Here is a 24,280-nt window from a genome sequence, read left to right on the forward strand (position 1 = left end):
TGCCGCGAACCCAAGATCACATGTCACACGACACGTGGCTTCCCGACGAGACGATCGACGTCCGGGCCCAGGCCCGACGAGCCGTCTCGGAGAAACTCGCGCCGATCGCGCGCCGCATCGGATCCCAGGAGGAATCCGTCCAGAACTTCCCGTGGGACGCGTTCCGCGGGCTCGCCAGCGCGGGACTGTTCGGCGTACCGTTCGACGCCCGCTTCGGCAGCGGGTTGACCCATCCGATGCTTGCGACGTGCACCGTCACCGAGGAGATCGCCTACCAGTCCTCATCCATGGCTGGGGTCTACGACGGGCAGTGCATCCTGGTACCCCAGGCTCTGACGTTTGCGTCGGCCGAACTGCGCACGGCACTTATACCGAAACTCGTCTCCGGCGCAGAGGCGTTCTCATTCGCCACCACCGAACCCAACGCCAGCAGCGACCTCTCGGTCGACACCCTCGAGACCGTCGCCGTGGACACGGGTTCCGGGTTCCTCGTCAACGGTCGAAAACGGTGGATCACCAACAGCGTCGTCGCCTCCTGGGCGGCGGTGCTGGTGCGCACCGGCGACCGGATGAACATGCTGCTCATAGAGCTGGACAGACCCGGTGTGCGAATCGGAGCGCCAGACTTGAAGATGGGGCACCGCGGGCAGATCACCGCCGACATCGTCTTCGACGACGTAGCGGTCCCGTATGGCCACCTCCTCGGCGCACCCGGCGGCGGACTCGGCGTGGCGCTGTCGTGCCTCGTTCGAGGACGGATCGGGATCGGAGCTGCCGGCGTCGGCGTGGCTCAGGCCGCGCTGGACTTGGCCGTGTATCGATTGCGCACCCGCCACGCATTCGGGGGTCCGCTGGGCAGGCTGCAGTACTGGCAATTCAAGATGGCCGAGCGCACCACCGAGATCGAGTGTGCGCGAATGCTCTACCAGAAGGCGGCAACCCGGCTCGACCGCGGCGACCGCGCAGCCGAGCCCGAAGCGGCGATGGCGAAGGCCTACGGAACACGGGTGGCCGTCGACACCGTCCGGGACGCCATGCAAATCTACGGCGGGCTGGGCTTCGCCAGGCAAGTCGGTGAAACCGGCGAGTCCGTCCGGTTGGAGGAGCTCTACCGGGACGCCAAGATCCTGGAGATCTTCGAAGGGGCCAACGAGTTGCAGCAGTGGGTGATCGCCCGCAGCTTGATCGGTCGCGACGTCACCGGATGACCATTCCTCCCGTGCGTGCGCGACAGGAGCGCAGCCGCCTCTCCAGACGGCGGATCCTGGACGCGACGGTGCGCGTCCTCGTCGAACGCGGCTATGCCAACACCTCGACACTTCGGATTCAGCAGGAGGCCGGCGTCTCCCGTGGGGCACTGCTCAACCACTTCCCGTCGCGCGACGCGTTGGTCGTGGCTGCGGTTCAGCACCTTGCCGCCGAAAGGATCGAGGACCTCGGTACCCGCACTCAGTGGTCCAGCGACCCCGCCTTGCGCATCGCCGAAGCGGTCGACGTGATGTGGGCGACGTACTCCCAGCCGTATTTCTGGGCGTCGATCGAACTATGGGTTGCCGCCCGGTCCAAGGAGGAGCTTCGAGAAGCGCTGCGGCCAGAGGAGCAGGCCACCGGCACGAAGGTCAGATCGTCAACCGACGTGTTCTTTGGGCCACACCTGTGCACCGTGCCGGGTTACCCGATGGTGCGCGAACTGCTCAACACGAGTATGCGAGGGGTGGCCATGACCTATGCCTTCGCCCCTCGCGACCCTACGACCGATCCACACGTCGCAGACTGGAAGGAAGTCGCCCGGCGTCTGCTGCTCGGTCGGTGACGAGGTCACAGTTCGGAGCGGCCGCGTTCGAAGAAGTCGGTGACGTCGGCGGCGAGCTGGTCGACGTCGCGCGAGGGGTCTAGTGACTGGAAGGCCCCGAACGGCGCGTTCCAGAAGTCCCCGATGCGCGAGGTCCACGGGCCGACGTAGGCATACGGCAGCGGGTGGAAGTCGTCGCCGGGTGAGACGCCGTAGTTGACCTCGTCCTCGGTGACCCCGACGTCGAAGTGTTCGGGCCACAACACCGGATGTTGTTCCGGCAGAGCGCTCTTCAGTGCGAACCCGCCGGCGTAGAGACTGCGGTGGACCAGTTCGGCGGCATCTGCGTCGACGTCGAGGACCGTGTCGGCGGACAGCGGGTCGACGATCTCGTAGACGCCGTCGGGCGGCCCCACGTCCAGACCCGTCGCGGCGGCGAGCGAGCCGACCGTCCCGGTCAGCGGCGCGCCCGCGTCACCCCAGACGAGTTCGATGCCGTGTACGGCGACCGGTATCGACACCCCCGTGAAGCCGTCGGGCCGCACGGCAAGCCGGATGGTTTCGGCCGACCGGTACTGGGGTCCGGCGATGAAGCTTTCGGCAATGCCGCGGAGCTGGCGACGCGTGGTGACGTATCGGTCCTCGCGCACGGTGTCAGACCGTGAAGCCGAGCGCCCTGAGCTGCTCGCGCCCGTCCTCGGTGATCTTGTCGGGGCCCCACGGCGGATTCCACACCCAGTTGATCTTGATTTCGTTGACCAGCCCCGAGCCGACCAACGCACTGCGCGACTGATCCTCGATGACGTCGGTCAGCGGGCACGCGGCCGACGTCAGCGTCATGTCGATCATCGCGACCTTCGAGCCGGCGTCGCCCTCTTCGATGTTCAGTCCGTAGACCAGACCGAGGTCGACGACGTTGATGCCCAGTTCGGGGTCGACGACGTCACGCATGGCTTCTTCGAGGTCGGCGAGCACTTCGTCGGAAGCGGTGTCACTCATCTGTGTTCCTCCACATCGTTGCTGGCCTGCGCCAACGCGTCATCGTCATCCAACGGCCTGGCCTCCGCCAGCGCTTCATCCACTGGCCTGGCCTCCGCCAGCGCGGCCTTGAAGGCCATCCACCCCAGCAGCGCGCACTTCACCCGCGCCGGGTACTTCGCCACACCTGCGAAGGCGATGCCGTCGCCGATGACGTCCTCGTCCCCGTCGACGTTGCCCCGAGAGGAGATCATCTCGGTGAACGCGGCAACGGTCTTCATCGCTGCACCGACGCTTTGGCCGATCACCTGATCGGTCAGCACCGACGTCGCCGCCTGACTGATCGAACAGCCCTGCCCGTCGTAGGAGATGTCGGCGACGGTGTCACCGTCCTCGGACAGCGTCACGCGCAGCGTCACCTCGTCACCACAGGTCGGGTTGACGTGGTGCACTTCCGCCGCGAACGGTTCTCGCAGCCCGCGGTGGTGCGGATGCTTGTAGTGGTCCAGGATCACTTCCTGGTACATCTGTTCCATTCGCACGGGAGGCTCACTCCCGCCCGAAGAATTCGACGGCGCGCCGGACGCCTGCGACCAGACGGTCCACCTCGTCGAGCGTGTTGTACACCGCGAACGACGCCCGAGCCGTGGCCGCGACGCCAAAGTGCTTGTGCAGCGGCCACGCGCAGTGGTGCCCGACGCGAACGGCGACGCCCTCGTCGTCGAGAACCTGGCCGACGTCGTGGGCGTGGATTCCGTCCACCACGAAGCTCACCGGCGATCCCCGGTGCTCAGTCGACGTGGGTCCGACGATCCGGACACCCTCGATGCCCGACAGCCCGTCCAGCGCGGCGGCCACCAACTGGTGCTCGTGCGCCGCGACCTCGGTCATGCCGATGTCTCTCAAATAGCGTGCCGCGGCGGCCAATCCGACGACCTGTGACGTCATCGGAGTACCCGCCTCGAACCGTTGGGGCGCGGGCGCGTACGTCGTGGCCTCCATCGTGACGGTCTCGATCATCGACCCGCCGGTGAGGAACGGAGGCATGGCGCCGAGCAATTCGCGGCGACCGTAGAGCACGCCAATCCCGGTGGGCCCCAACATCTTGTGGCCCGAGAAGGCGGCGTAGTCGACGTCGAGCGCGTGAAAGTCGACCGGCTGGTGCGGCACCGACTGGCAGGCGTCCAACACCGTCAGCGCACCGACCGCCTTGGCCCGCGCCACCAACTCGGCCACGGGCGCGATGGCACCCGTGACGTTGGAGTGGTGGGTGAAGGCAACGACCTTGACCCGCTCGTCGAGCTCGAGCGATTCGAGGTCGATGCGCCCGTCCTCGGTGACCGAGTACCACCGCAGGGTGGCCCCGGTGCGGCGGGCCAGTTCCTGCCACGGAATGAGATTGGCGTGGTGTTCCAGTTCGGTGGTGACGATGACGTCACCGGGCCCGACGGAACGCCCGAAGCGGTCGTCACCCAGGGCGTAGGAGACGAGGTTGATCGCCTCGGTGGCGTTCTTCGTGAAGACGAGCTCGTCGGAGTCGGCGCCGACGAACGCGGCGATGTCCTCGCGGCCCTGCTCGTAGGCGTCGGTGGACTCCTCCATCAGCTGGTGCGCGCCTCGGTGCACCGCGCCGTTGGAGGTGATCAGGAACTGCCGCTCCGCGTCGAGAACCTGCAGCGGTTTCTGCGACGTCGCCCCGGAGTCCAGGTACGCCAGCTGCTTTCCGCCGCGCATCACCCGACTCAGGATCGGGAAGTCCCCCCGAATGCGCAGCAGGTCCAGCGTCGTCGACGCAGCCGTCATGTCAGGCCTCGACCGCCTGGGTGAAGCGTTCGTAGCCGTTGGCTTCGAGCTCGTCGGCCAACTCCGGCCCGCCGGACTCGATGATCCGACCGTCGAAGAAGACGTGCACGAACTGCGGCTGGATGTAGCGAAGGATGCGGGTGTAGTGGGTGATCAGCAGCACGCCGGCGTTCTCCGCCTGGGCGTAGCGGTTGACGCCTTCGCTGACCACGCGCAGCGCGTCGACGTCGAGACCCGAGTCGGTCTCGTCGAGGATCGCGATCTTCGGCTTGAGCAGTCCAAGCTGCAGAATCTCGTGGCGCTTCTTCTCGCCGCCGGAGAAGCCTTCGTTGACGCTGCGCTCGCTGAACGCCGGGTCGATGTCGAGATCGGTCATCGCCGTCTTGACTTCCTTGACCCAGTGCCGCAGCTTGGGCGCCTCGCCACGCACGGCGGTCGCCGCGGTGCGCAGGAAGTTCGACATGGAGACGCCGGGTACCTCGATCGGGTACTGCATGGCCAGGAACAGCCCGGCCCGTGCGCGCTCGTCGACGCTCATCTCGAGGACGTCTTGCCCGTCCAGGGTGATCGACCCGGAGGTGACGGTGTACTTGGGGTGGCCGGCGATCGCGTAGGACAGCGTCGACTTGCCAGAACCGTTGGGCCCCATCACCGCATGGGTCTCCCCCGACTTCACGGTGAGGTTGACGCCCTTGAGGATTTCGACGTCGGCACCGCCCTCGGCGGAGACGACGGAGGCGTGCAGGTCCTTGACTTCAAGTGTGGTCATATCAGCTGTCTCTTGCTTCCGTGATGGCTAGTTCTCGTTCAATGGCTTCGGTCAGTCGTTCGCGGACCGCGGGCACGGCGATCTTGGCGATGATCTCGCCGAAGAAGCCGCGCACGACCAGGCGGCGGGCCTGGTCTTCCGGGATGCCGCGGGCACGCAGGTAGAACAACTGCTCGTCGTCGAAACGTCCCGTTGCACTGGCGTGTCCGGCACCGACGATCTCGCCGGTCTCGATCTCCAGGTTGGGCACCGAGTCGGCGCGTGCGCCGTCGGTGAGCACCAGGTTGCGGTTCGCCTCGTAGGTGTCCGTGCCGGTGGCCTCCGCGCGGATCAGCACGTCGCCGATCCAGACGGTGTGGGCGTCGGGCCGGTCGGAGTCCGGATCACCTTGCAGCGCACCCTTGTACAACACGTCGGACTTGCAGTTGGGCTGGGCGTGGTCGACGAGCAGCCGCGACTCGAAGTGCTGGCCGTCGTCGGCGAAGTACGTGCCGAGCAGCTGGGCGTCCCCGCCGGGTCCGGCGTAGCGCACCGTGGCGGAGGTCCGCACGACGTCGCCACCAAGGGTGACGGCGACGTGGGTCAACGTCGAGTCCTTGCCGAGACGGGCGTGGTGCGCGCTGACGTGGACCATGTCGTCGGCCCAGTCGGCGATCCAGATGACGTTGACGCCTGCGGCGTCTCCGACGACGATCTCGACGTTGTCGGCGTAGGTCCCGCTGCCGCGCAGGTCGACGACGACGGTGGCCCTGGCCAACTCTTCGACCCGGATCTGCAGATGGCCGTAGGCGGTGACGCCCTCGCCGGGTCCGGTGACGGTGATCTCGACGGGTTCGGCGACCTCGACCTCGCGGGCGACGGTCACGATGGTGGCCGTCTCGAACGACGAGAACGCCTGTGCCGCAACGCGGTCGGCGGGGACGCCGCCCTGTCCGAGGCGGTCGTCGCCACGCTGGACGGTCTCGACCGTCACGCCATCGCGTTCGCCGACCTCGACGACCGCGTGTCCGGTCGCGGGGGCCGATCCGTCGTGAAGACCACGCAGCCGCTTGAGCGGCGTGAAGCGCCACAGTTCGTCACGGCCGCCGGGCACCTCGAAGGCGTCGACGTCGAACGAGCTGAACTGCTCACCCTTGTTGGCGGCGGCCAGTGTCGACCCGCCGTTCTTGATGCCCTCGGCGGCTTCGGTGAGATTGCTGGGGGTTCGGGTCATCCGACGGCGCCTTCCATCTGGAGCTCGATCAGCCGGTTGAGCTCCAACGCGTATTCCATCGGAAGCTCCTTGGCGATGGGCTCGACGAAGCCGCGCACCACCATGGCCATGGCCTCGTCCTCGGTCATGCCGCGGCTCATCAGGTAGAAGAGCTGATCGGCGCTGACCTTGGAGACGGTGGCCTCATGGCCCATCGTCACGTCATCCTCGCGGATGTCGACGTACGGGTAGGTGTCGCTGCGGCTGATCGAATCCACCAGCAGCGCATCGCACTTCACGCTGGACCTGGAGCCGTGTGCGCCCTTGTTGATCTGGACGAGGCCGCGGTAGGACGCCCGGCCACCGCCGCGGGCGACGGACTTGGACACGATGTTGCTCGACGTGTTGGGCGCCAGGTGCAGCATCTTGGCGCCGGTGTCCTGGTGCTGACCCTCGCCGGCGAACGCCACCGAGAGCACCTCGCCCTTGGCGTGCTCACCGGTCATCCACACGGCCGGGTACTTCATGGTGACCTTGGAGCCGATGTTGCCGTCGACCCACTCCATGGTGGCGCCGGCCTCGGCGCGCGCCCGCTTGGTGACCAGGTTGTAGACGTTGTTCGACCAGTTCTGGATGGTCGTGTAGCGGCACCGGCCGCCAGGCTTGACGATGATCTCGACGACCGCGGAGTGCAGCGAGTCGCTCTTATAGATCGGCGCCGTGCAGCCCTCGACGTAGTGCACGTAGGCATCCTCGTCGACGATGATCAGCGTGCGCTCGAACTGGCCCATGTTCTCGGTGTTGATCCGGAAGTAGGCCTGCAGCGGGATGTCGACGTGTACGCCCTTGGGGACGTAGATGAACGATCCGCCGGACCACACCGCGGTGTTCAGCGCCGAGAACTTGTTGTCCCCGGCCGGAATCACGGTGCCGAAGTACTTCTGGAACAGCTCGGGATGCTGCTTCAGCGCGGAGTCGGTGTCGAGGAAGATGACGCCGAGCGCCTCCAGATCCTCACGGATCGAGTGGTAGACGACCTCGGACTCGTACTGCGCGGCGACGCCGGACACCAGACGCTGCTTCTCGGCCTCCGGGATGCCGAGGCGGTCGTAGGTGTTCTTGATGTCGGCGGGCAGGTCGTCCCACGTGGCGGCCTGCTTCTCACTGGACCGCACGAAGTACTTGATGTTGTCGAAGAAGATGCCCTCGAGGTCGGAACCCCAGTTCGGCATCGGCTTCTTACCGAAGGTGCGCAGCGCCTTGAGGCGCATGTCGAGCATCCACTGCGGTTCGCTCTTCTTGCTGGAGATGTCGCGCACGACGGCCTCGGACAAGCCGCGCTGCGCGCTGGCACCGGCAACGTCGGAGTCCGACCAGCCGTACCCGTACGTACCCAGTGAGGCGATGGTCTCCTCTTGAGTCAGCTGAGGCGCTTCGGGTGTGGTCGTCATGTCGACGCTCCTTGATTCTCGATGGCTGATTGGTGCGATTCGGCGCGGGCCGTGCGCCGGGCGGGCTCGGGGATGAGCGGTACGTGCGTGGTGCACGCACCGTTGCCGTTGACGATGGTCGCCAACCTCTGTACGTGGGTTCCCAGGATGTCGGAGAACGCTTCCCGCTCGGCTTCACACAGCTCGGGGAACTCCTCGGCGACGTGTGACACCGGGCAATGATGCTGGCAGATCTGCACGCCGTCGATCGGGCCGGTGACCCGCGTCGTCGTGGTGGCGTATCCGGCGCCGGTGAGAGCGACGGCCACCCGGTCGGCTGCCGTGGCGACGTCACCACCGGCCGTCCTGGTCGTGACGCCGGACAGGATGGTGTCGATGCGGCGTCGCGCAAAGGTGCGGATGGCGTCGTCGCCGCCTACCTCGCGCAGCTGCCGCATGGCGGCCACGGCAAGATCGTCGTAGGCGTGGTCCAGCTTGGCCCGCCCTGCGGCGGTCAGCCGGTACCGCTTGGCGGGACGTCCCCGCCCGTGGTGTTCCCACGAAGCTGCGGCGTTGGATTCCGCATCGCCGCCGTCGACCAACGCGTCGAGGTGCCTGCGCACCCCAGCTGCGGAGATGCCCAGCCGATCGCCGATGTCGCCGGCGGTCGTCGGGCCTTCGAGCAGCAGTTGCACGATGGAGCGACGGGTGTGTCCGTCGGAGGTCGACGTGGCACCGACGGACGAACCGCCAGCAGCCATTGCCTCCGCGCGGATTTTCACAACACCATTGTGACGGAATTCGACTAACGGTGCTAGCAAGGCAACCCTTAGGTGGCCCACTTACTACGCTGCACTGATGGCCACCCGTCCGTCGATGAGCACCGCCGTGGCGCGGTGGCACGCCGACGAGACGACGGTCGGATCCCCGCTGATCGGCTCCGACGTGGCGTTCCTGCGGCGTACCCGGGTGTTCGGCGCCACCGGAACGGTGCTGATGGCCATCGGCGCACTGGGCGCCGGGGCACGTCCGGTGGTCCAGGATCCGACGTTCGGAGTACGCCTACTCAATCTTCCCTCCCGCATCCAGACCGTGTCGCTGACCATGACCACCACCGGCGCGGTGATGATGGCGCTGGCCTGGCTGATGCTCGGCCGATTCGCGCTTGGCAGCCGACGCATGTCCCGCAGCCAGTTGGACCGCACCCTGCTCATCTGGGCGCTGCCGCTGCTGTTCGCCCCGCCGATGTACAGCAAGGACGTCTACTCCTACCTCGCGCAGAGTCAGATCGCCCGCCTCGGCCTCGATCCGTATCGCGTCGGACCCGCGCCCGGGCTCGGACTCGACCATGTCTTCACCCTGTCGGTGCCGAGCCTGTGGCGCGAGACACCCGCGCCGTACGGCCCGCTGTTCCTCTGGATCGGCAGGGGCATCTCGGAGATCACCGGCGACAACATCGTCGCGGCCGTCCTGTGTCACCGACTGGTCGTCCTCGGCGGCGTTGGGCTGATCGTGTGGGCCACTCCGCGGTTGGCGCGCCGGTGCGGTGTCGCGGAGGTCAGCGCCCTGTGGCTGGGACCGTGCAACCCGCTGCTGTTCATGCACCTCGTCGCGGGCATCCACAACGAGGCGCTGATGCTCGGGCTGATGCTCACCGGCACCGAGTTCGCCCTGCGCGCCATCAGCCGCACCAGGGACAACTACCCGGCCGGTCCGCTGGTGCCGCGGCCCCTGCACTGGCCGCGCGACCGCACCGCGTGGATGCGCTGGAAGCCGCTGGCGATGCTCATCGCCGGGACCGTGCTGATCACGATGGCCTCCCAGGTGAAGTTGCCAGCCCTGCTGGCGGTCGGATTCGTGGCGGTGGCGCTGGCCGCCAAGTGGGGCGGATCGTTCCGCGCCCTGCTCGTCGCCGGTGGCTCCGTCTCGGCCATCACGGTCGCCGTAACGGTGTTGATCGGGTGGGCCAGCGGCCTGGGGTTCGGCTGGCTGTTCACCCTCGGCACCGCCAACGTCGTGCGGTCGTGGATGTCACCGCCGACGCTCATCGCGCTCGGTACCGGCCAGGTCGGCAACCTGCTGGGGTTGGGCGACCACACCACCGCGGTCCTTGGCCTGACCCGTGCCATCGGTGTGATCATCATCGCAGTGCTGGTGACGTGGCTCCTGCTGTCGGTGCTGCGCGGCCGACTGCACCCCGTCGGCGGCCTCGGCGTGGCTCTCGGCGTCACAGTCCTGCTCGCACCCGTCGTGCAGCCCTGGTACCTGCTGTGGGCGATCATCCCGCTGGCCACCTGGGCGTCCCGGCCGGGATTCCGCGGAACGGCGATCGCGATGACGCTGTTGGTGGGCATTTTCGGGCCGACCGCCAACGGCGACCGGTTCGCCCTCTTCCAGATCGTCGACGCCACGATTGCGAGCACGATGATCGTCGCGATCCTCATCGCCATCACCTACACGCGACTGCCGTGGCGCCCGTTGCCGGAGTCCGCCGGCGGCGACGGGCGGGCGTCGGTGCCACCGGTGCCACCGGTCGCCACCTCCGACGCCTACGCTGAGACACCGTGACCTCCCGTGACGCGGCAGTCGGCTCCTCGCGCGAGCGCTCGTCGGACACCCCCGTGCGGTTGCGCGGGGTCACCAAGCGCTACGGCTCGACAACCGCGGTGGACGGACTGGATCTGGACGTGCAACGCGCCGAGGTGTTGGCGCTGCTCGGACCCAACGGTGCAGGCAAGACGACGACCGTCGAGATGTGCGAGGGGTTCATCAAGCCCGACTCGGGGTCCATCGAAATCCTCGGCCTGGACCCGTTCGTCGACAACGCCCGACTCCGGGAACGCATCGGGGTGATGTTGCAGGGCGGTGGCGGCTATCCCGCGGCGCGGGCCGGGGAGATGCTCGATCTCGTCGCCGCCTACTCGGCCAATCCGTTGGACCCCGCGTGGCTGATGGACACCCTCGGCCTGACGGATGCGGCCAGGACCACCTACCGCAGACTCTCGGGCGGCCAGCAGCAACGACTGGCCCTGGCGTGTGCCGTGGTCGGGCGGCCCGAGCTGGTGTTCCTCGACGAGCCGACCGCCGGGATGGACGCCCACGCGCGCATCGTCGTGTGGGATCTCATCGACGGTTTGCGGCGCGACGGCGTCACGATCGTGCTGACCACCCACCAGCTCACCGAGGCCGAGCAACTGGCGGACCACTTGGTGATCGTCGACAACGGCGTCGCGGTGGCCAAGGGCACCCCCGCGGAGCTGATGGGGCGCGGCGCCGAGAACCAGCTGCGCTTCTCCGCGCCGCCGAAACTCGACCTGTCCCTGCTCATTTCGGCCCTGCCGGAGACCTACCTCGCCAGCGAGCTGAGCCCCGGGGAGTACCTCGTCGAGGGCTTGATCGACCCGCAGGTGCTGGCCACCGTCACCGCCTGGTGCGCCCGGCTGAACGTGCTGGCCACCGACATGCGGGTCGAGCAGCGCAGCCTCGAGGACGTGTTCCTCGACATCACCGGGCGGGAGCTTCGTTCGTGACCGTCAACCGCTTCGAGCCGGGCACGTTCACCCCGGACCCGCGACCGGCGAGCGTGCCGAGCATGCTTGCCGCGCAATTCCGCCTCGAGCTCAAGCTGCTGCTGCGCAACGGCGAACAGCTGCTGCTGACGATGTTCATCCCGATCACCCTGCTGGTCGGGCTGACGCTCCTGCCGCTTGGCTCGTTCGGTCCGAACCGGGCGGCGACGTTCGCGCCTCCGATCATGGCGCTCGCCGTCATTTCGACGGCGTTCACCGGTCAGGCCATCGCGGTCGCCTTCGACCGCAGGTACGGCGCCTTGAAACGCCTCGGGGCGACGGCACTGCCCGTGTGGGGCATCATCGCCGGAAAGTCGCTCGCCGTCGTCACCGTCGTGTTCCTGCAGTCGATGCTGTTGGGCGCCATCGGGATTGGGTTGGGCTGGCGCCCGGCCGTCGCCGGGCTGGCGCTCGGGGCGCTGATCATCGCGCTTGGCACGGCCGCCTTCGCCGCCCTCGGACTGCTGCTCGGCGGCACGCTGAAGGCAGAGATCGTGCTGGCGATCGCGAACCTGCTGTGGTTCGTGTTCGCCGGGTTGGGCGCGCTCACCCTGGAGAGCGACCTCGGCGGCGGAGTGGTCTCGCAGACCGTTCGGTTCGTCGCCAGGCTCACCCCCTCCGGCGCGCTGACCGAGGCCCTCGGACAGGCCATGACCGTGTCGGTCGACTGGTTCGGGGTGGCGGTGCTGGCCGCCTGGGGCGCGCTGGCCGGGCTGTGCGCGTTGCGCTGGTTCCGGTTCACCTGACCGCCCCCTACTACGGCGTGTAGTTAGAGCTGCTCTACGATCGGGCCATGGCCGTCGGAAGCTCACTGCTGCGGGTCGTGGACGTGCTTCCCCTCCCCACTCTGCGCACCCAGCGCATGATCGCCGCGGCCGTCGTCTTCACCCAGGGCGGCATCGCCGTCACCGGTGCGATCGTCCGCGTCACCGCCTCGGGTCTCGGCTGCCCCACCTGGCCGCAGTGCTTCCCAGGCAGCTTCGTTCCCGTCCCCGTGGCCGAGGTGCCGATCGTCCATCAGGCCGTCGAGTTCGGGAACCGGTTGATCACGTTCCTGGTCGTCTTGACGGCGGCCCTGGCCGTGCTCGCGGTCGTCCGGGCGCGGCGGCGCCGAGAGGTGGTCGTCTACGCCTGCCTCATGCCCGCGTCGACGGTGCTGCAAGCCGTGCTCGGCGGCATCACGGTGCTCACCGGGCTGCTGTGGTGGACCGTCGCGATACACCTCCTGGTGTCCATGGCGATGGTCTGGCTGTCGGTGCTGTTGTTCGTCAAGATTGGCGAGCCGGACGACGGGGTGGCCGCGTTGGCGGTACCGAATCCGTTGCGCCAGTTGACCGTCCTCTGCGGCATGGCCCTGGCCGTCGTCCTCGTCACCGGCACGATGGTCACCGGAGCGGGTCCACACGCCGGCGACAAGAGCGTCGACGCGCCGGTGCCCAGACTGATGCTCGACATCGTCACCCTCGTCTACCGGCACGCGGCACTGGTCACGGCCTACCTGTGCCTGCTGATCGGTCTTGCCTTCGCGCTGCTCGCCGTGCGCGCCCCGCGACCCGTCACGATGCGCGTCGTCGTGCTGCTCGTTCTGGTCGCCTTGCAGGGCATGGTCGGCACCGTGCAGTTCTTCACCGGGGTGCCAGCCGCACTGGTGGCGGTGCACGTCGCGGGCGCCGCCATCTGCACGGCCGCCACGGCAGCCCTATGGGCGTCGATGCGCCCCCGCTCGCTTGCCGAGCGGCCCGAGACCCAACCGCTCGAGGGCTGACTCCACCCCCAGCGCGAACTCGCGCTGCTGAAGGCCCCTGGCCGTCTCGTCGAGCTGGCGCCAGCCCAACGACGGTTCGACGAGTTCCAGTTCCAACAGCCGCGGGTCGTCCGGGCCGCCGATGACGTCGACGCGCGCGTAGAGGAACTGCTCGACGTCGAGGTCCAGCCGGGCCGCCGCCGCGGCGAGCGCGGCGTGCCCGACGTCCCACAGCTCGAAGTCCGGCTCGGCCGGCCGAAGGGTTTCCTCCGCGAAGGTGCCGGACGCGTCGAGCGCGGCCAGTTCACCGGGCGGCGGGAGCAGCGGACCCTTGTTGAACGCGTGGGACTGCCGCCCGGCGATGAACACCAGGGCGGTCTCGCCGTCGGCGATCCGCGGGTCGTAGGGCTGCACCAGCGCGGTGTGGCCGTCGGCCTGCAGGGCCTGCGCGTGCCCGCGGGCCTGCTCGGCGTCGGTGAACCGTTGCGCCCCCACCGAACCCGCCCCGACGGCGGGTTTGACCACCACCTGCCCGTCGGGAATCCGGACGGACTCCCCCGGCCCGAAGAACGCGCTCGGGACGACGGGGACACCCGCGGTCTCCAGATCGGCGAGGTATCGCTTGTCGGTGTTCCACGCCACCACGGCGGGGGCGTTGACGAGATTCGGAACGCGCTCGGTCCAGGCGAGGAACTCGTCGAGCCGCTCCGTGTAATCCCACGTCGCCCGCGGGATGACGAGGTCGGCCTCCAGAGTCTCCGGGTCGTCCCAGGACAGCCACCGGGCGTGCAGACCTCGCGACCTCAGCGCCGGAATCAGGCCGGCATCGTCGCCGTCACCCTCAATGAGAGCGCTGCAACCTGCGAGGACGATGCGGGGATGCCCAACGTCGGGCCGTGCGAGCTTCACGTTGGAATGATAGGTGGCATGTACGCGATCGAAGTGAAAGAAACCGGCGGCCCCGAAGTCCTCTCCTACGTCGAGAAGCCCGAACCGACACCCGGCCCCGGGCAGGTGTTGATCAAGGCCGACGCCATCGGCGTCAATTTCATCGACACCTATTTCAGATCCGGCCTGTACCCGCGGCCGCTCCCGTTCGTCGTCGGCACCGAGGTGTGCGGCACGGTGGCCGCCGTCGGCGACGACGTCGCGGCCCTCAACGTCGGTGATCGCGTCGTCACGGCCCAGGCCGACGGCGCGTACGCCGAGTACACCGTCGCGCCAGCCGACTTCGTGGCCTACGTGCCGGACGCCGTCTCCGCCGAAGTCGCGGCGTCCTCGCTGCTGAAGGGCATGACTGCGCACTACCTGCTCAAGTCCCTCTACCCCGTTCAGCAGGGCGACACGATCCTGGTGCACGCCGGCGCGGGCGGTGTCGGCCTGATCCTCACGCAGTGGGCGACCAGCATGGCGGTCAAGGTCATCTCCACCGTCTCGACGAAGGCGAAGGCCGAGCTGTCCCGGCAAGCCGGCGCGGTGGAGGTGCTGGACTACCCCGACGACACCGGCGGGCAGGAGCGAAGCGACCGGGGGATGTCAGCGGCGGAGTTCGGCGCCAGGATCAAGGAGCTCACCGGCGGCAACGGCGTCGCCGCCGTGTACGACGGGGTCGGTGCGTCGACCTTCGAGGCCAGCCTTGCCAGCCTGGCCGTCCGGGGCACGCTCGCGCTGTTCGGCGCATCCAGCGGCCCCGTGCCCCCGTTCGACCCGCAACGCCTGAACAGTGCGGGCTCGCTGTTCCTGACCCGGCCAACGTTGGCGCACTACACCCGCACCGCGGACGAGTTCTCCTGGCGAGCGGGCGAACTACTCGACGCGATTGCCACGGGGACGCTGTCGATCACCGTCAGCGAGCGCTACGCGCTGGCCGACGCGGGCAGGGCGCACGGCGATCTGCAGGGCCGCAAGACGGTCGGCTCCGTGGCGTTGGTTCCGTAGCTCGCGACGTGGCAGACGATCTGGTGGTCACCCGGACCTTCGTGGTGCCGGCAGCCGAACTCAGCGAACGCTTCTCGAGGTCGTCGGGTCCGGGTGGCCAGGGTGTGAACACCGCCGACAGCCGCGTCGAGCTGTCCTTCGACCTGGCTCGCTCGCCGTCGGTCCCGGAACGGCTGCGGTATCAGATGCTGTGCCGACTGCGCACCCGGCTGACCGGCGGCGTGCTGACGGTGACGGCCAGCGAGCATCGTGGTCAGCTGCAGAATCGGGCGGCTGCGCGCGAGCGGATGGCGCGCCTGCTGCGGGCGGCCGCGGCGGCTCCCCCGCCGACCCGTCGGCCGACGAAGCCGTCACGGGGTGCCAAGGAGCGCCGTCTCGTCGACAAGAAGCGACGAGGGGGCATCAAGGAGGGGCGCCGCGGGGGCTGGGACGCGAGCTAGCTGGTTAGCCGAAACCCTGGTTATCCAAAAACCCTGGGAAGCGCGAACGCCGAGTCGACGGCCAGTGCGCAGAACACCACGGCCAGATAGTTGTTGGACTGCAGGAACAACCGCAGCGGCTTCACCGCCTCACCGCGCTTGACCCCGGCGTACAACTGGTGGGCCATCGTCAGGAACCAGGCGCCGGCCAGCAGCGCGACCGCGGCGTACAGCCAGCCGGTGGCCAGCGCGAGGCCCAGCGTGGTCAACACCGTCAGCCAGGTGTAGATCAGGATCTGCTTGGTGACCTGACGCTCGGTGGCGACGACCGGCAGCATCGGGACGCCCGCAGCCTTGTAATCGTCCTTGTAGCGCATCGCCAACGCCCAGGTGTGAGGCGGCGTCCAGAAGAAGATGATGCCGAACATGACCAGCGCGGGCCACTGGATGGTTCCGGTGACCGCCGACCAGCCGATCATCACGGGCATGCAGCCCGCGGCGCCGCCCCAGACGACGTTCTGTGACGTTCGGCGCTTCAGCAGCAGGGTGTAGATGAAGACGTAGAAGGCGATGGTCGCGACGGCGAGCACGCCGGAGAGCAGATTGGTGGTCCACCACAGCCAGGCGAAGGACCCAACCGTCAGCACCAGACCGAAGATCAGGGCATGCCGGGTCGGGACGGCGGCACGGGCCAGGGGCCGCAGCGCGGTCCGCTTCATCACCTTGTCGATGTCGGCGTCGGCCACGCAGTTCAACGTGTTGGCACCCGCGGCCGCGAGCATCCCGCCGAACAACGTGTTCAGGATCAGGAGTGGGTCGACGGTGCCGCGATCGGCGAGCAGCATCGCCGGGATCGTCGTGACGAGCAGCAGCTCGATCACGCGGGGCTTCGTCAGCGCCAGGTAGGCGAGCAGGGTGGTTCGAACTCTCGCACCGAACCCCTTGCCCGGCGACGCCGAACCCTGCGCCTCGGGGGAAATACGGCGCTCGCGAATGCTCACGCAGTTGTTCTCCTCGAATTTCGCGGCAGCACGCTGGCTTCTACTACAGGCGATGGTAGACCGTGGAACCGCGCGCTCACCAATACGGGGTGGCCGTTGGTGAACGCCCGGCCAACTTGGGTGACGCGGCCTGCGGCGATGTCACGGTCCGCACTAGGGTATTGGGTGACAGCTTGACGACACGAGGAGCTCGATCGTGACCACAACGGAAGAGATTTCCGCACTCACCCGCCCCAACCACCCCGAAGACTGGGCTGACGTCGACTCGGTCGCCGTCGACACGGTTCGGGTCCTGGCGGCAGACGCGGTTCAGAAGGTCGGAAACGGCCACCCCGGTACCGCAATGAGCTTGGCGCCGTTGGCGTACACGCTGTTCCAGCGGCAGATGCGGCACGACCCCAGCGATGTGCACTGGCTCGGCAGGGATCGGTTCATCCTGTCCTGCGGGCACAGCAGCCTCACGCTGTACATCCAGCTGTACCTCGGCGGGTTCGGGCTCGAGCTCGAAGACATCGAGTCGCTGCGGACCTGGAAGTCGAAGACCCCCGGGCACCCGGAGTTCCGGCACACCAAGGGCGTCGAGATCACCACCGGGCCGCTGGGCCAGGGCCTGGCCTCGTCGGTCGGCATGGCGATGGCCGCCCGCTACGAGCGCGGTCTCTTCGACCCCGACGCGGCGCCGGGAACCAGCCCGTTCGACCACTTCATCTACGTGATCGCCTCCGACGGCGACCTCGAAGAGGGCGTCACCAGCGAGGCCAGCTCGCTCGCCGGCACCCAGCAGCTCGGCAACCTGATCGTGTTCTACGACCACAACCAGATTTCGATCGAGCACGACACCAACATCGCGCTCTCCGAGGACGTCCCGGCCCGGTACCGCGCGTACGGCTGGCACGTTCAGGAGGTCGAGGGCGGCGAGAACGTCACCGGGATCGAGGAGGCCATCAAGGCCGCCAAGTCGGTGACCGACAAGCCGTCCTTCATCTCGGTGCGCACCATCATCGGCTATCCCGCACCCACCAAGATGAACACCGGCGGCGTGCACGGCTCGGCACTCGGCGACGAGGAAGTAGCCGCCACCAAGAAGATCCTCGGCTTCGATCCGGAGAAGACCTTCGAGGTGCGCGACGAGGTCATCGAGCACACCCGCAAGCTGGTCGACCGCGGCCGCGAGGCCCACGAGAAGTGGCAGCCGGAATTCGACGCCTGGGCCGAGCGTGAGCCAGAGCGCAAGAAGCTGCTCGACCGTCTGCTCGCCCAAGAGCTGCCCGACGGCTGGGACTCCGACGTGACGTACTGGGAGCCGGGCTCCAAGGCCGTCGCCACTCGCGCCGCCTTCGGCCAGGTGCTCAACGACGTCGCGCCGAAGCTTCCCGAATTGTGGGGCGGCTCAGCCGATCTCGCCGGAAGCAACAACACCACGATCAAGGACGTGAAGTCGTTCGGTCCGCCGTCGATCTCCACCGAGGACTTCACGGCCGACTGGTACGGCCGGGTGCTGCACTTCGGCATCCGCGAGCACGCGATGGGTTCCATCCTGTCGGGCATCGTGCTACACGGGCCGACGCGTGCCTTCGGTGGCACGTTCCTGCAGTTCTCGGACTACATGCGGCCCGCGGTCCGGCTGGCGTCGCTGATGGACATCGACACCATCTACATCTGGACCCACGACTCGATCGGGCTCGGCGAGGACGGACCGACGCATCAGCCGATCGAGCACCTCGCCGCACTCCGGGCGATCCCCAACCTGTCGGTGGTCCGGCCCGGTGATCCCAACGAGACGGCCTACGCCTGGCGCAGCATCGTGGCGCGCGGGAACGGCAGCGGCCCGGTCGGTTTCATCCTGACCAGGCAGGGCATCCCCGTACTCGAGGGCACCAGCTTCGAAGGGGTGAGCAAGGGCGGTTACGTCCTCGGCGGCGGGACCCCCGCCGACGACGCCGACGTCATCATCATCGGCACCGGTTCGGAGCTGCAGTTGGCGGTGGAGGCGAAGAAGTTGTTGGCGGAGAAGGACATCACCGCCTACGTCGTCTCGATGCCCTGCGTCGAGTGGTTCGAGAGCCAGCCCAAGGAGTACCGCGACAGCGTGCTGCCTCCCGAGGTGTCGGCCCGTGTCGCGGTCGAAGCCGCCGTCGCGCAGAGCTGGCACAAGCTGGTCGGCGACACGGGCGAGATCGTCTCCATCGAGCACTACGGCGAGTCGGCGGACGACAAGACGTTGTTCCGCGAGTTCGGCTTCACGGCGGAAGCCGTGGCAGCCGCTGCAGAGCGATCACTAGACAACTAGGAGCATTGATGACTCAGAACCCGAACCTGGCGGCGCTCAGCGCCGAAGGCGTGTCCGTATGGCTCGACGACCTGTCGCGTGAGCGGCTGCAGACCGGAAACCTGCAGACCCTCATCGACACGAAGAGCGTCGTGGGCGTCACCACCAACCCGTCGATCTTCCAGGCAGCCTTGTCCAAGGGCGACGCCTACGACGCGCAGATCGCCGAGTTGGCCGAGCGTGGCGCCGACGTCGAGGCCACCATCCGCACGGTGACCACCGACGACGTCCGCAACGCGTGTGATCTGTTGGCCAAGACCTACGAGGCCAGCGACGGCATCGACGGTCGGGTCAGCATCGAGGTCGACCCGCGGATGGCGCGCGACGCCGACAAGACGATCCTGCAGGCGATCGAGCTGTGGAAGATCGTCGACCGGCCCAACCTGTTGATCAAGATCCCCGCCACCGAGCAGGGTCTGCCCGCCATCACCGCGGTCATCGCCGAGGGCATCTCGGTCAACGTCACGCTCATCTTCTCGGTCGAACGGCACCGGCTGGTCATGGATGCCTACCTCGAAGGTCTGGAGAAGGCCAAGGAGGCCGGACACGACCTCTCGAAGATCCACTCGGTGGCGTCGTTCTTCGTCTCACGCGTGGACTCCGAGATCGACGCACGGCTGGAGGCCATCGGTTCCGACGAAGCCATGGAGCTGCGCGGACAGGCCGGCGTGGCCAACGCCCGCCTCGCCTACGCCGCCTACCAGCAGGTGTTCGTCGGTGGCGAGCGGTTCGAGGCACTGGCCGCCGACGGCGCCCGGGTGCAGCGGCCGCTGTGGGCCTCCACCGGCGTGAAGAACCCCGACTACTCCGACACCCTCTACGTCACCGAGCTGGTCGCCAAGAACACGGTGAACACGATGCCCGAGAAGACGATGGACGCCGTCGCCGACCACGGCGAGGTCAAGGGCGACACGATCAGTGGCACCTCCGGTGCGGCCCAGATGCTGTTCGACCGGTTGGTCAACGTGGGCATCGACCTCACCGACGTCTTCCTGACGTTGGAGAACGAGGGCGTCGACAAGTTCGAGAAGTCGTGGGGTGAGCTGATCGAGGCGACCCAGGGTCAGTTGGACCAGAAGAAGTCCTGAGCCTTGAGTAGCACTTCGGTGGGCGACGAATGGCAGAACCCGCTTCGTGACAAGCTCGACAAGCGCTTGCCTCGGATTGCGGGTCCGTGTGCGGTGGTCATCTTCGGTGTTACGGGAGACCTGGCCACCAAGAAGTTGATGCCGGCGATCTACGACCTGGCCAATCGCGGCCTGCTGCCGCCGACGTTCGCGTTGGTCGGTTTCGCGCGCCGCGACTGGCAGGACGAGGACTTCGGCAACATCGTGTTGAAGGCGGTGCAGGCACATGCCAGGACGCCGTTCCGGCAGGAGGTCTGGGACCGTCTCAACGAGGGAATCCGCTTCGTTCAGGGCACGTTCGACGACGCCGACTCCTTCGCACGGTTGAAGGAGACGCTGGACAAGCTGGACGCCGAACGCGGCACCGGCGGCAACCACGCCTTCTACCTGTCGATCCCACCGAAGGCCTTCCCCACGGTGTGCGAGCAGCTGTCCACCTCAGGGCTGGCGCGACCCGAGGACGACCGGTGGAGCCGGGTCGTCATCGAGAAGCCGTTCGGTCATGATCTGGAGAGCGCCCGCTCGCTCAACAAGGTCGTCAACAGCGTCTTTCCCGAGTCGTCGGTGTTCCGCATCGACCACTACCTGGGCAAGGAGACGGTGCAGAACATCCTGGCGTTGCGCTTCGCCAACCAGCTGTTCGACCCGATCTGGAACGCGCACTACGTCGACCACGTGCAGATCACCATGGCCGAGGACATCGGGCTTGGTGGGCGTGGCGGCTACTACGACGGCGTTGGCGCCGCCCGTGACGTCATCCAGAACCACCTCACCCAGCTCCTGGCGCTGACTGCCATGGAGGAGCCGGTCAGCTTCAGTCCTGCCGAGTTGCAGTCCGAGAAGATCAAGGTGCTTTCGGCGACGCGGCTGGCAGAACCGGTGGGCGAGAACACCTCTCGCGGCCAGTACACCGCAGGTTGGCAGGGTGGCGAGAAGGTGGTCGGGCTGCTCGAGGAGGAGGGCTTCTCCCCGACGTCGACCACCGAGACCTATGCCGCCATCACCCTCGAGGTCGACACCCGACGGTGGGCCGGGGTGCCGTTCTACCTACGTACGGGAAAGCGGTTGGGCCGCAGGGTGACCGAGATCGCCCTGGTGTTCAAACGCGCTCCGCACCTGCCGTTCGACGCCACGATGACCGACGAGCTCGGCAAGAACGCGTTGGTGATCCGCGTGCAGCCCGACGAGGGCATCACGCTGCGCTTCGGGTCGAAGGTGCCGGGCCACGCCATGGAGGTCCGCGACGTGAACATGGACTTCTCCTACGGGTCCGCGTTCGCCGAGGACTCCCCCGAGGCCTATGAACGACTGATCCTCGACGTCCTGCTCGGTGAGCCGTCGCTGTTCCCGGTCAACCAAGAGGTCGAATTGTCCTGGGAGATACTCGATCCCGCACTGGAGCACTGGGCGGCGTCGGACGCCGACGGCGGCAAGCCGGACCCGTACGAGTCGGGCGGCTGGGGTCCGGAATCGGCCACGGAGATGTTGGCCCGAACCGGGCGAGAATGGCGGAGGCCCTAACGTGATCGTCGACCTGGAAGCCACCACCACCACGGCGGTGAACAAGAAGCTGGACGGACTGCGGGAAGAGGGCGGCGCGTTCACGATGGCGCGGGTCCTCACCCTCGTCATCGCCCCGGACAGCGAGACCGTTCTCGAGGAGTCCATCGAGGCGGCCAACGCGGCCAGCCGCGAGCATCCCTGCCGCGTCATCGTGGTGCTGCCCGTCGACCGCGACGCCGCCGACGCCAAGCTCGACGCCCAGATCCGCGTCGGTCACGACGCCGGCGCGGGTGAGGTCGTGGTGCTCAAGCTGCACGGCCCACTGGCGGCGCAGGCCAGCAGCGTGGTGACGCCCTTCTTGCTGCCGGACACCCCGGTGGTGGCGTGGTGGCCCGACGTCGCTCCGCGCGTGCCTGCACAGGACCCGTTGGGGCAGTTGGCGATTCGACGGATCACCGACGCCACCTACGGTGTCGACCCGTTGGCGTGCATCAAGAGCAGGCTCGAGGGTTACACCCCGGGTGACACCGATCTGGCATGGAGCCGGATCACCTACTGGCGGGCGATGCTGACTTCGGCGCTGGACCAGGGCCCGCACGAAGACATCCAGTCGGCGTTGGTCTCGGGCCGCAAGGAGGAACCGGCGCTCGACATCCTGGCGGGCTGGTTGGCCAGCCGGATCGACGGTCCGGTGACACGCGCGGTCGGTGAGCTCAAGGTCGAGTTGGTCCGGGCCAGCGAGACGATCACCCTCAGCCGACCTCAGGAGGGCGTGACCGCCACCCTGGCGCGCACCGCCAAGCCCGAGGCAAAACTTCCGTTGGCGCGCAGGGAAACTCGCGAGTGCCTTGCGGAAGACATGCGTCGGCTCGACCCCGACGAGATCTACCTGGCCGCGCTGAAGGGAATCGCCGAGGTGCAATATGTCTGACACCGTGATCGAGACCTACGCCGACGCCGACACCCTCGTTGCCGCCGCGGGTGACCGGTTGGTCCTGGCGATCGTCGCAGCCATCGCCAAGCGCGACTCGGCCTACGTCGTGGTGACCGGCGGCGGCACCGGCGTCAAGCTGCTCAAGCACCTCGGCGACCACGACGACGCCATCGACTGGGCCAAGGTGCACTTGTTCTGGGGCGACGAGCGCTACGTGCCCGCCGACGACGACGAGCGCAACGACAAGCAGGCGCGCGAGGCGTTGCTGGACCACATCGCCATCCCGGCGGCCAACGTGCACGCGATGCCGGCGAGCGACGGCGAGTTCGGTGACGACGTCGACGCCGCAGCGCTGTCCTACGAACAGGTGCTGGCCGCCAACGCTCCCGACGGCTCGCCGACACCTGCCTTCGACGTCCACCTCCTCGGTATGGGCGGAGAAGGGCATGTCAACTCGCTCTTCCCGCACTCCGCGGCGACCGGTGAGACCGAGCGCATGGTCGTCGGCGTCACCGGCTCCCCCAAGCCACCGCCGGTGCGGATCACCCTGACGCTGCCCGCCGTCGTCCGGTCACGCGAGGTGTGGCTCGTCGTCTCCGGGTCGGAGAAGGCCGAGGCCGTGGCCGCCGCTGTCGGCGGCGCGTCGGCGGACGACGTGCCCGCAGCGGGTGCCGTCGGTCGCGACGCCACTGTGTGGCTGCTGGACAAAGCTGCCGCGGCAAATCTGTAGGCATGGCGCCCCATGACACGAGTGGTCGTCAGTCCGTAGGAACCCGGCTCGTGCGGCGCAGCGCCCACCACCCGAGGACTCCGACGATCGCGAGCATCGCGACGTTGTGTCCGTACTTCGGTATGGGTGCCACCTCCCCACCAACGGGGTCGCCGACGAATGCGAGGACGCCGCGGGCCATCAGGACTCCCAGACCCACGGCCGCGACGTGTGTCGTCGTCCACGAGGGCGACGACGACGATCGCGTGAGCAGCCACCCTCCGAGGAGTCCGGTGCACAGGTACACCGTCACGCCCGGCCATGTCGGTGGAACGGCTTCCATCACCAACCCGAGCGCTCCGGCCGCCGCCACCGCCGTGCCCACCCCCACCGCAGGCCGTGGTGACGGCGTCACCCGGGGCTTGCTTCTGCTGCCCACCCACGCTGCCAGACCGAACAGGATCGTGACCACGGCGGTGCTGCCGATCAACTGCATGGTGCTGGCTGAGTGCGACTCCGGGTCTGCGACGATCATCGCGGCCGTCGCACCGTAGGCCATTACTGCGAGCGCGACACCCCATGGAGTCAGCCACGACCGTTTCGCGGACGTCGGGTGCCATGCTTCCGCGATGGCGATTGGCGCACCGAAGCTGAAGATCATGTGCCCGAACACGAAAGTCGCCGCGTTGTAGGCAGATATGCCGAGGACCGGCAGCCAGGTTCCTTCGCGGGCCTGTTGCCATCCGTCGTAGCCCTGATAGTCGATGCTGAACAGGGACTGGTCGACGAGACAGCATTGGACGACACCCAATCCGGCGTAGAACAGCAACAGGCTGCCCCATCCCCAGCCGTGTCGGCGTACCAGCTCACGGACCAGCAGTGCAGGGGCGCCGTACAGAGCGCTGAAGAAGACGAGCCCGAACGCCACTTGCCCGGCATGCCCGGTGCTGGGACCGTATCCCGAGAGCAACTCGGCGCCAACACCACACAGTGCAGCGCTCGCAAGGACGCGAAACGCCCTCTCTGGATTCGTCGACATCGAC

At 67.8% G+C, this 24,280-nt stretch carries 24 protein-coding genes; 13 read left to right on the forward strand and 11 right to left on the reverse strand.

Annotation, left to right across the window (positions count from 1 at the left end; all coding sequences use genetic code 11):
* Positions 1 to 20 precede the first annotated feature (20 nt).
* Positions 21 to 1,208, forward strand: coding sequence for an acyl-CoA dehydrogenase family protein (locus tag ASD37_RS03480; RefSeq protein ID WP_082569991.1), 1,188 nt, complete (start codon positions 21 to 23; stop codon positions 1,206 to 1,208).
* The gene (locus ASD37_RS03485) at positions 1,205 to 1,813 is read left to right on the forward strand and encodes a TetR/AcrR family transcriptional regulator (protein ID WP_056548108.1); all 609 of its coding nucleotides are present in this window, start codon (positions 1,205 to 1,207) and stop codon (positions 1,811 to 1,813) included. Before ASD37_RS03480 ends, ASD37_RS03485 begins: the two co-directional genes overlap by 4 nt.
* 5 nt (positions 1,814 to 1,818) lie before the next feature.
* On the opposite strand, the gene ASD37_RS03490 is transcribed toward ASD37_RS03485, so the two are convergent.
* The 8 genes from ASD37_RS03490 to ASD37_RS03525 are packed head-to-tail and all read right to left on the reverse strand — an operon-like array spanning position 1,819 to position 8,725.
* On the reverse strand, positions 1,819 to 2,442 hold the full coding sequence (locus ASD37_RS03490) for a hypothetical protein (RefSeq protein WP_056548109.1): 624 nt from the start codon (positions 2,440 to 2,442) through the stop codon (positions 1,819 to 1,821).
* A gap of 4 nt (positions 2,443 to 2,446) precedes the next feature.
* Positions 2,447 to 2,791: a metal-sulfur cluster assembly factor gene (locus ASD37_RS03495; RefSeq protein ID WP_056548112.1), complete on the reverse strand. Its 345-nt coding sequence runs from the start codon at positions 2,789 to 2,791 to the stop codon at positions 2,447 to 2,449.
* Positions 2,788 to 3,306 (reverse strand): Fe-S cluster assembly sulfur transfer protein SufU, encoded by a 519-nt coding sequence (gene sufU / locus ASD37_RS03500; protein WP_235568001.1) that lies wholly within the window; start codon positions 3,304 to 3,306, stop codon positions 2,788 to 2,790. Before sufU ends, ASD37_RS03495 begins: the two co-directional genes overlap by 4 nt.
* A gap of 13 nt (positions 3,307 to 3,319) precedes the next feature.
* Positions 3,320 to 4,573 carry a cysteine desulfurase gene (locus ASD37_RS03505; RefSeq protein WP_056548117.1) on the reverse strand — a complete coding sequence of 418 codons (1,254 nt, stop codon included), beginning with the start codon at positions 4,571 to 4,573 and terminating at the stop codon, positions 3,320 to 3,322.
* 1 nt (position 4,574) lies between these two features.
* The gene (sufC, locus tag ASD37_RS03510) at positions 4,575 to 5,342 is read right to left on the reverse strand and encodes a Fe-S cluster assembly ATPase SufC (protein ID WP_056548119.1); all 768 of its coding nucleotides are present in this window, start codon (positions 5,340 to 5,342) and stop codon (positions 4,575 to 4,577) included.
* A gap of 1 nt (position 5,343) precedes the next feature.
* The gene (gene sufD, locus ASD37_RS03515; protein WP_056548120.1) at positions 5,344 to 6,555 is read right to left on the reverse strand and encodes a Fe-S cluster assembly protein SufD; all 1,212 of its coding nucleotides are present in this window, start codon (positions 6,553 to 6,555) and stop codon (positions 5,344 to 5,346) included.
* Positions 6,552 to 7,985 (reverse strand): Fe-S cluster assembly protein SufB, encoded by a 1,434-nt coding sequence (sufB, locus tag ASD37_RS03520; RefSeq protein ID WP_056548125.1) that lies wholly within the window; start codon positions 7,983 to 7,985, stop codon positions 6,552 to 6,554. Before sufB ends, sufD begins: the two co-directional genes overlap by 4 nt.
* Positions 7,982 to 8,725: a metalloregulator ArsR/SmtB family transcription factor gene (locus tag ASD37_RS03525; RefSeq protein ID WP_056549770.1), complete on the reverse strand. Its 744-nt coding sequence runs from the start codon at positions 8,723 to 8,725 to the stop codon at positions 7,982 to 7,984. Before ASD37_RS03525 ends, sufB begins: the two co-directional genes overlap by 4 nt.
* Positions 8,726 to 8,822: 97 nt before the next feature.
* Here ASD37_RS03525 and mptB point away from each other — a divergent pair, with 97 nt between their 5' ends.
* The 4 genes from mptB to ASD37_RS03545 are packed head-to-tail and all read left to right on the forward strand — an operon-like array spanning position 8,823 to position 13,298.
* Positions 8,823 to 10,532: a polyprenol phosphomannose-dependent alpha 1,6 mannosyltransferase MptB gene (gene mptB / locus ASD37_RS03530; RefSeq protein WP_056548127.1), complete on the forward strand. Its 1,710-nt coding sequence runs from the start codon at positions 8,823 to 8,825 to the stop codon at positions 10,530 to 10,532.
* Positions 10,529 to 11,494, forward strand: a complete 966-nt coding sequence (locus ASD37_RS03535; protein ID WP_156720708.1) for an ABC transporter ATP-binding protein — start codon at positions 10,529 to 10,531, stop codon at positions 11,492 to 11,494. Before mptB ends, ASD37_RS03535 begins: the two co-directional genes overlap by 4 nt.
* Positions 11,491 to 12,279 (forward strand): ABC transporter permease, encoded by a 789-nt coding sequence (locus tag ASD37_RS03540; RefSeq protein WP_056548129.1) that lies wholly within the window; start codon positions 11,491 to 11,493, stop codon positions 12,277 to 12,279. The genes ASD37_RS03535 and ASD37_RS03540 overlap by 4 nt, the downstream gene beginning before the upstream one ends.
* Positions 12,280 to 12,326: 47 nt before the next feature.
* Positions 12,327 to 13,298: a heme A synthase gene (locus tag ASD37_RS03545; protein WP_056548131.1), complete on the forward strand. Its 972-nt coding sequence runs from the start codon at positions 12,327 to 12,329 to the stop codon at positions 13,296 to 13,298.
* Here the strand turns inward: ASD37_RS03545 and ASD37_RS03550 are convergent.
* Positions 13,233 to 14,186 (reverse strand): RimK family alpha-L-glutamate ligase, encoded by a 954-nt coding sequence (locus ASD37_RS03550; protein ID WP_056548133.1) that lies wholly within the window; start codon positions 14,184 to 14,186, stop codon positions 13,233 to 13,235. The two genes, ASD37_RS03545 and ASD37_RS03550, sit on opposite strands and share 66 nt — an antisense overlap.
* Positions 14,187 to 14,204: 18 nt before the next feature.
* On the opposite strand from ASD37_RS03550, the gene ASD37_RS03555 reads away from it, so the two are divergent.
* Both ASD37_RS03555 and arfB read left to right on the forward strand, forming a co-directional pair.
* Entirely contained in the window at positions 14,205 to 15,215 is a 1,011-nt protein-coding gene (locus ASD37_RS03555; protein ID WP_056548135.1) for a quinone oxidoreductase, read from the forward strand.
* A gap of 8 nt (positions 15,216 to 15,223) precedes the next feature.
* Positions 15,224 to 15,655: an alternative ribosome rescue aminoacyl-tRNA hydrolase ArfB gene (gene arfB / locus ASD37_RS03560; RefSeq protein WP_056548138.1), complete on the forward strand. Its 432-nt coding sequence runs from the start codon at positions 15,224 to 15,226 to the stop codon at positions 15,653 to 15,655.
* Between the two features lie 20 nt (positions 15,656 to 15,675).
* On the opposite strand, the gene ASD37_RS03565 is transcribed toward arfB, so the two are convergent.
* Entirely contained in the window at positions 15,676 to 16,614 is a 939-nt protein-coding gene (locus ASD37_RS03565; protein WP_156720751.1) for a heme o synthase, read from the reverse strand.
* A 217-nt stretch (positions 16,615 to 16,831) separates the two neighbouring features.
* Here ASD37_RS03565 and tkt point away from each other — a divergent pair, with 217 nt between their 5' ends.
* Genes tkt through pgl form a run of 5 tightly spaced genes read left to right on the forward strand, consistent with a single transcriptional unit; the run spans position 16,832 to position 23,258 of the window.
* Entirely contained in the window at positions 16,832 to 18,925 is a 2,094-nt protein-coding gene (gene tkt / locus ASD37_RS03570; protein WP_056548142.1) for a transketolase, read from the forward strand.
* 5 nt (positions 18,926 to 18,930) lie between these two features.
* On the forward strand, positions 18,931 to 20,052 hold the full coding sequence (gene tal, locus ASD37_RS03575; protein WP_200959743.1) for a transaldolase: 1,122 nt from the start codon (positions 18,931 to 18,933) through the stop codon (positions 20,050 to 20,052).
* A gap of 3 nt (positions 20,053 to 20,055) precedes the next feature.
* Positions 20,056 to 21,612, forward strand: coding sequence for a glucose-6-phosphate dehydrogenase (zwf, locus tag ASD37_RS03580; protein ID WP_056548146.1), 1,557 nt, complete (start codon positions 20,056 to 20,058; stop codon positions 21,610 to 21,612).
* A gap of 1 nt (position 21,613) precedes the next feature.
* Positions 21,614 to 22,525, forward strand: coding sequence for a glucose-6-phosphate dehydrogenase assembly protein OpcA (gene opcA, locus ASD37_RS03585; protein WP_056548148.1), 912 nt, complete (start codon positions 21,614 to 21,616; stop codon positions 22,523 to 22,525).
* On the forward strand, positions 22,518 to 23,258 hold the full coding sequence (gene pgl, locus ASD37_RS03590; protein WP_056548153.1) for a 6-phosphogluconolactonase: 741 nt from the start codon (positions 22,518 to 22,520) through the stop codon (positions 23,256 to 23,258). Before opcA ends, pgl begins: the two co-directional genes overlap by 8 nt.
* A 28-nt stretch (positions 23,259 to 23,286) precedes the next feature.
* On the opposite strand, the gene ASD37_RS03595 is transcribed toward pgl, so the two are convergent.
* Complete coding sequence (locus ASD37_RS03595; RefSeq protein ID WP_056549774.1) at positions 23,287 to 24,276, reverse strand: hypothetical protein; 990 nt, start codon at positions 24,274 to 24,276, stop codon at positions 23,287 to 23,289.
* Positions 24,277 to 24,280 lie beyond the last annotated feature (4 nt).

Origin of the sequence: Mycobacterium sp. Root135 (genome assembly GCF_001426545.1) — a bacterium.
Classification (GTDB): Bacteria; Actinomycetota; Actinomycetes; order Mycobacteriales; family Mycobacteriaceae; genus Mycobacterium.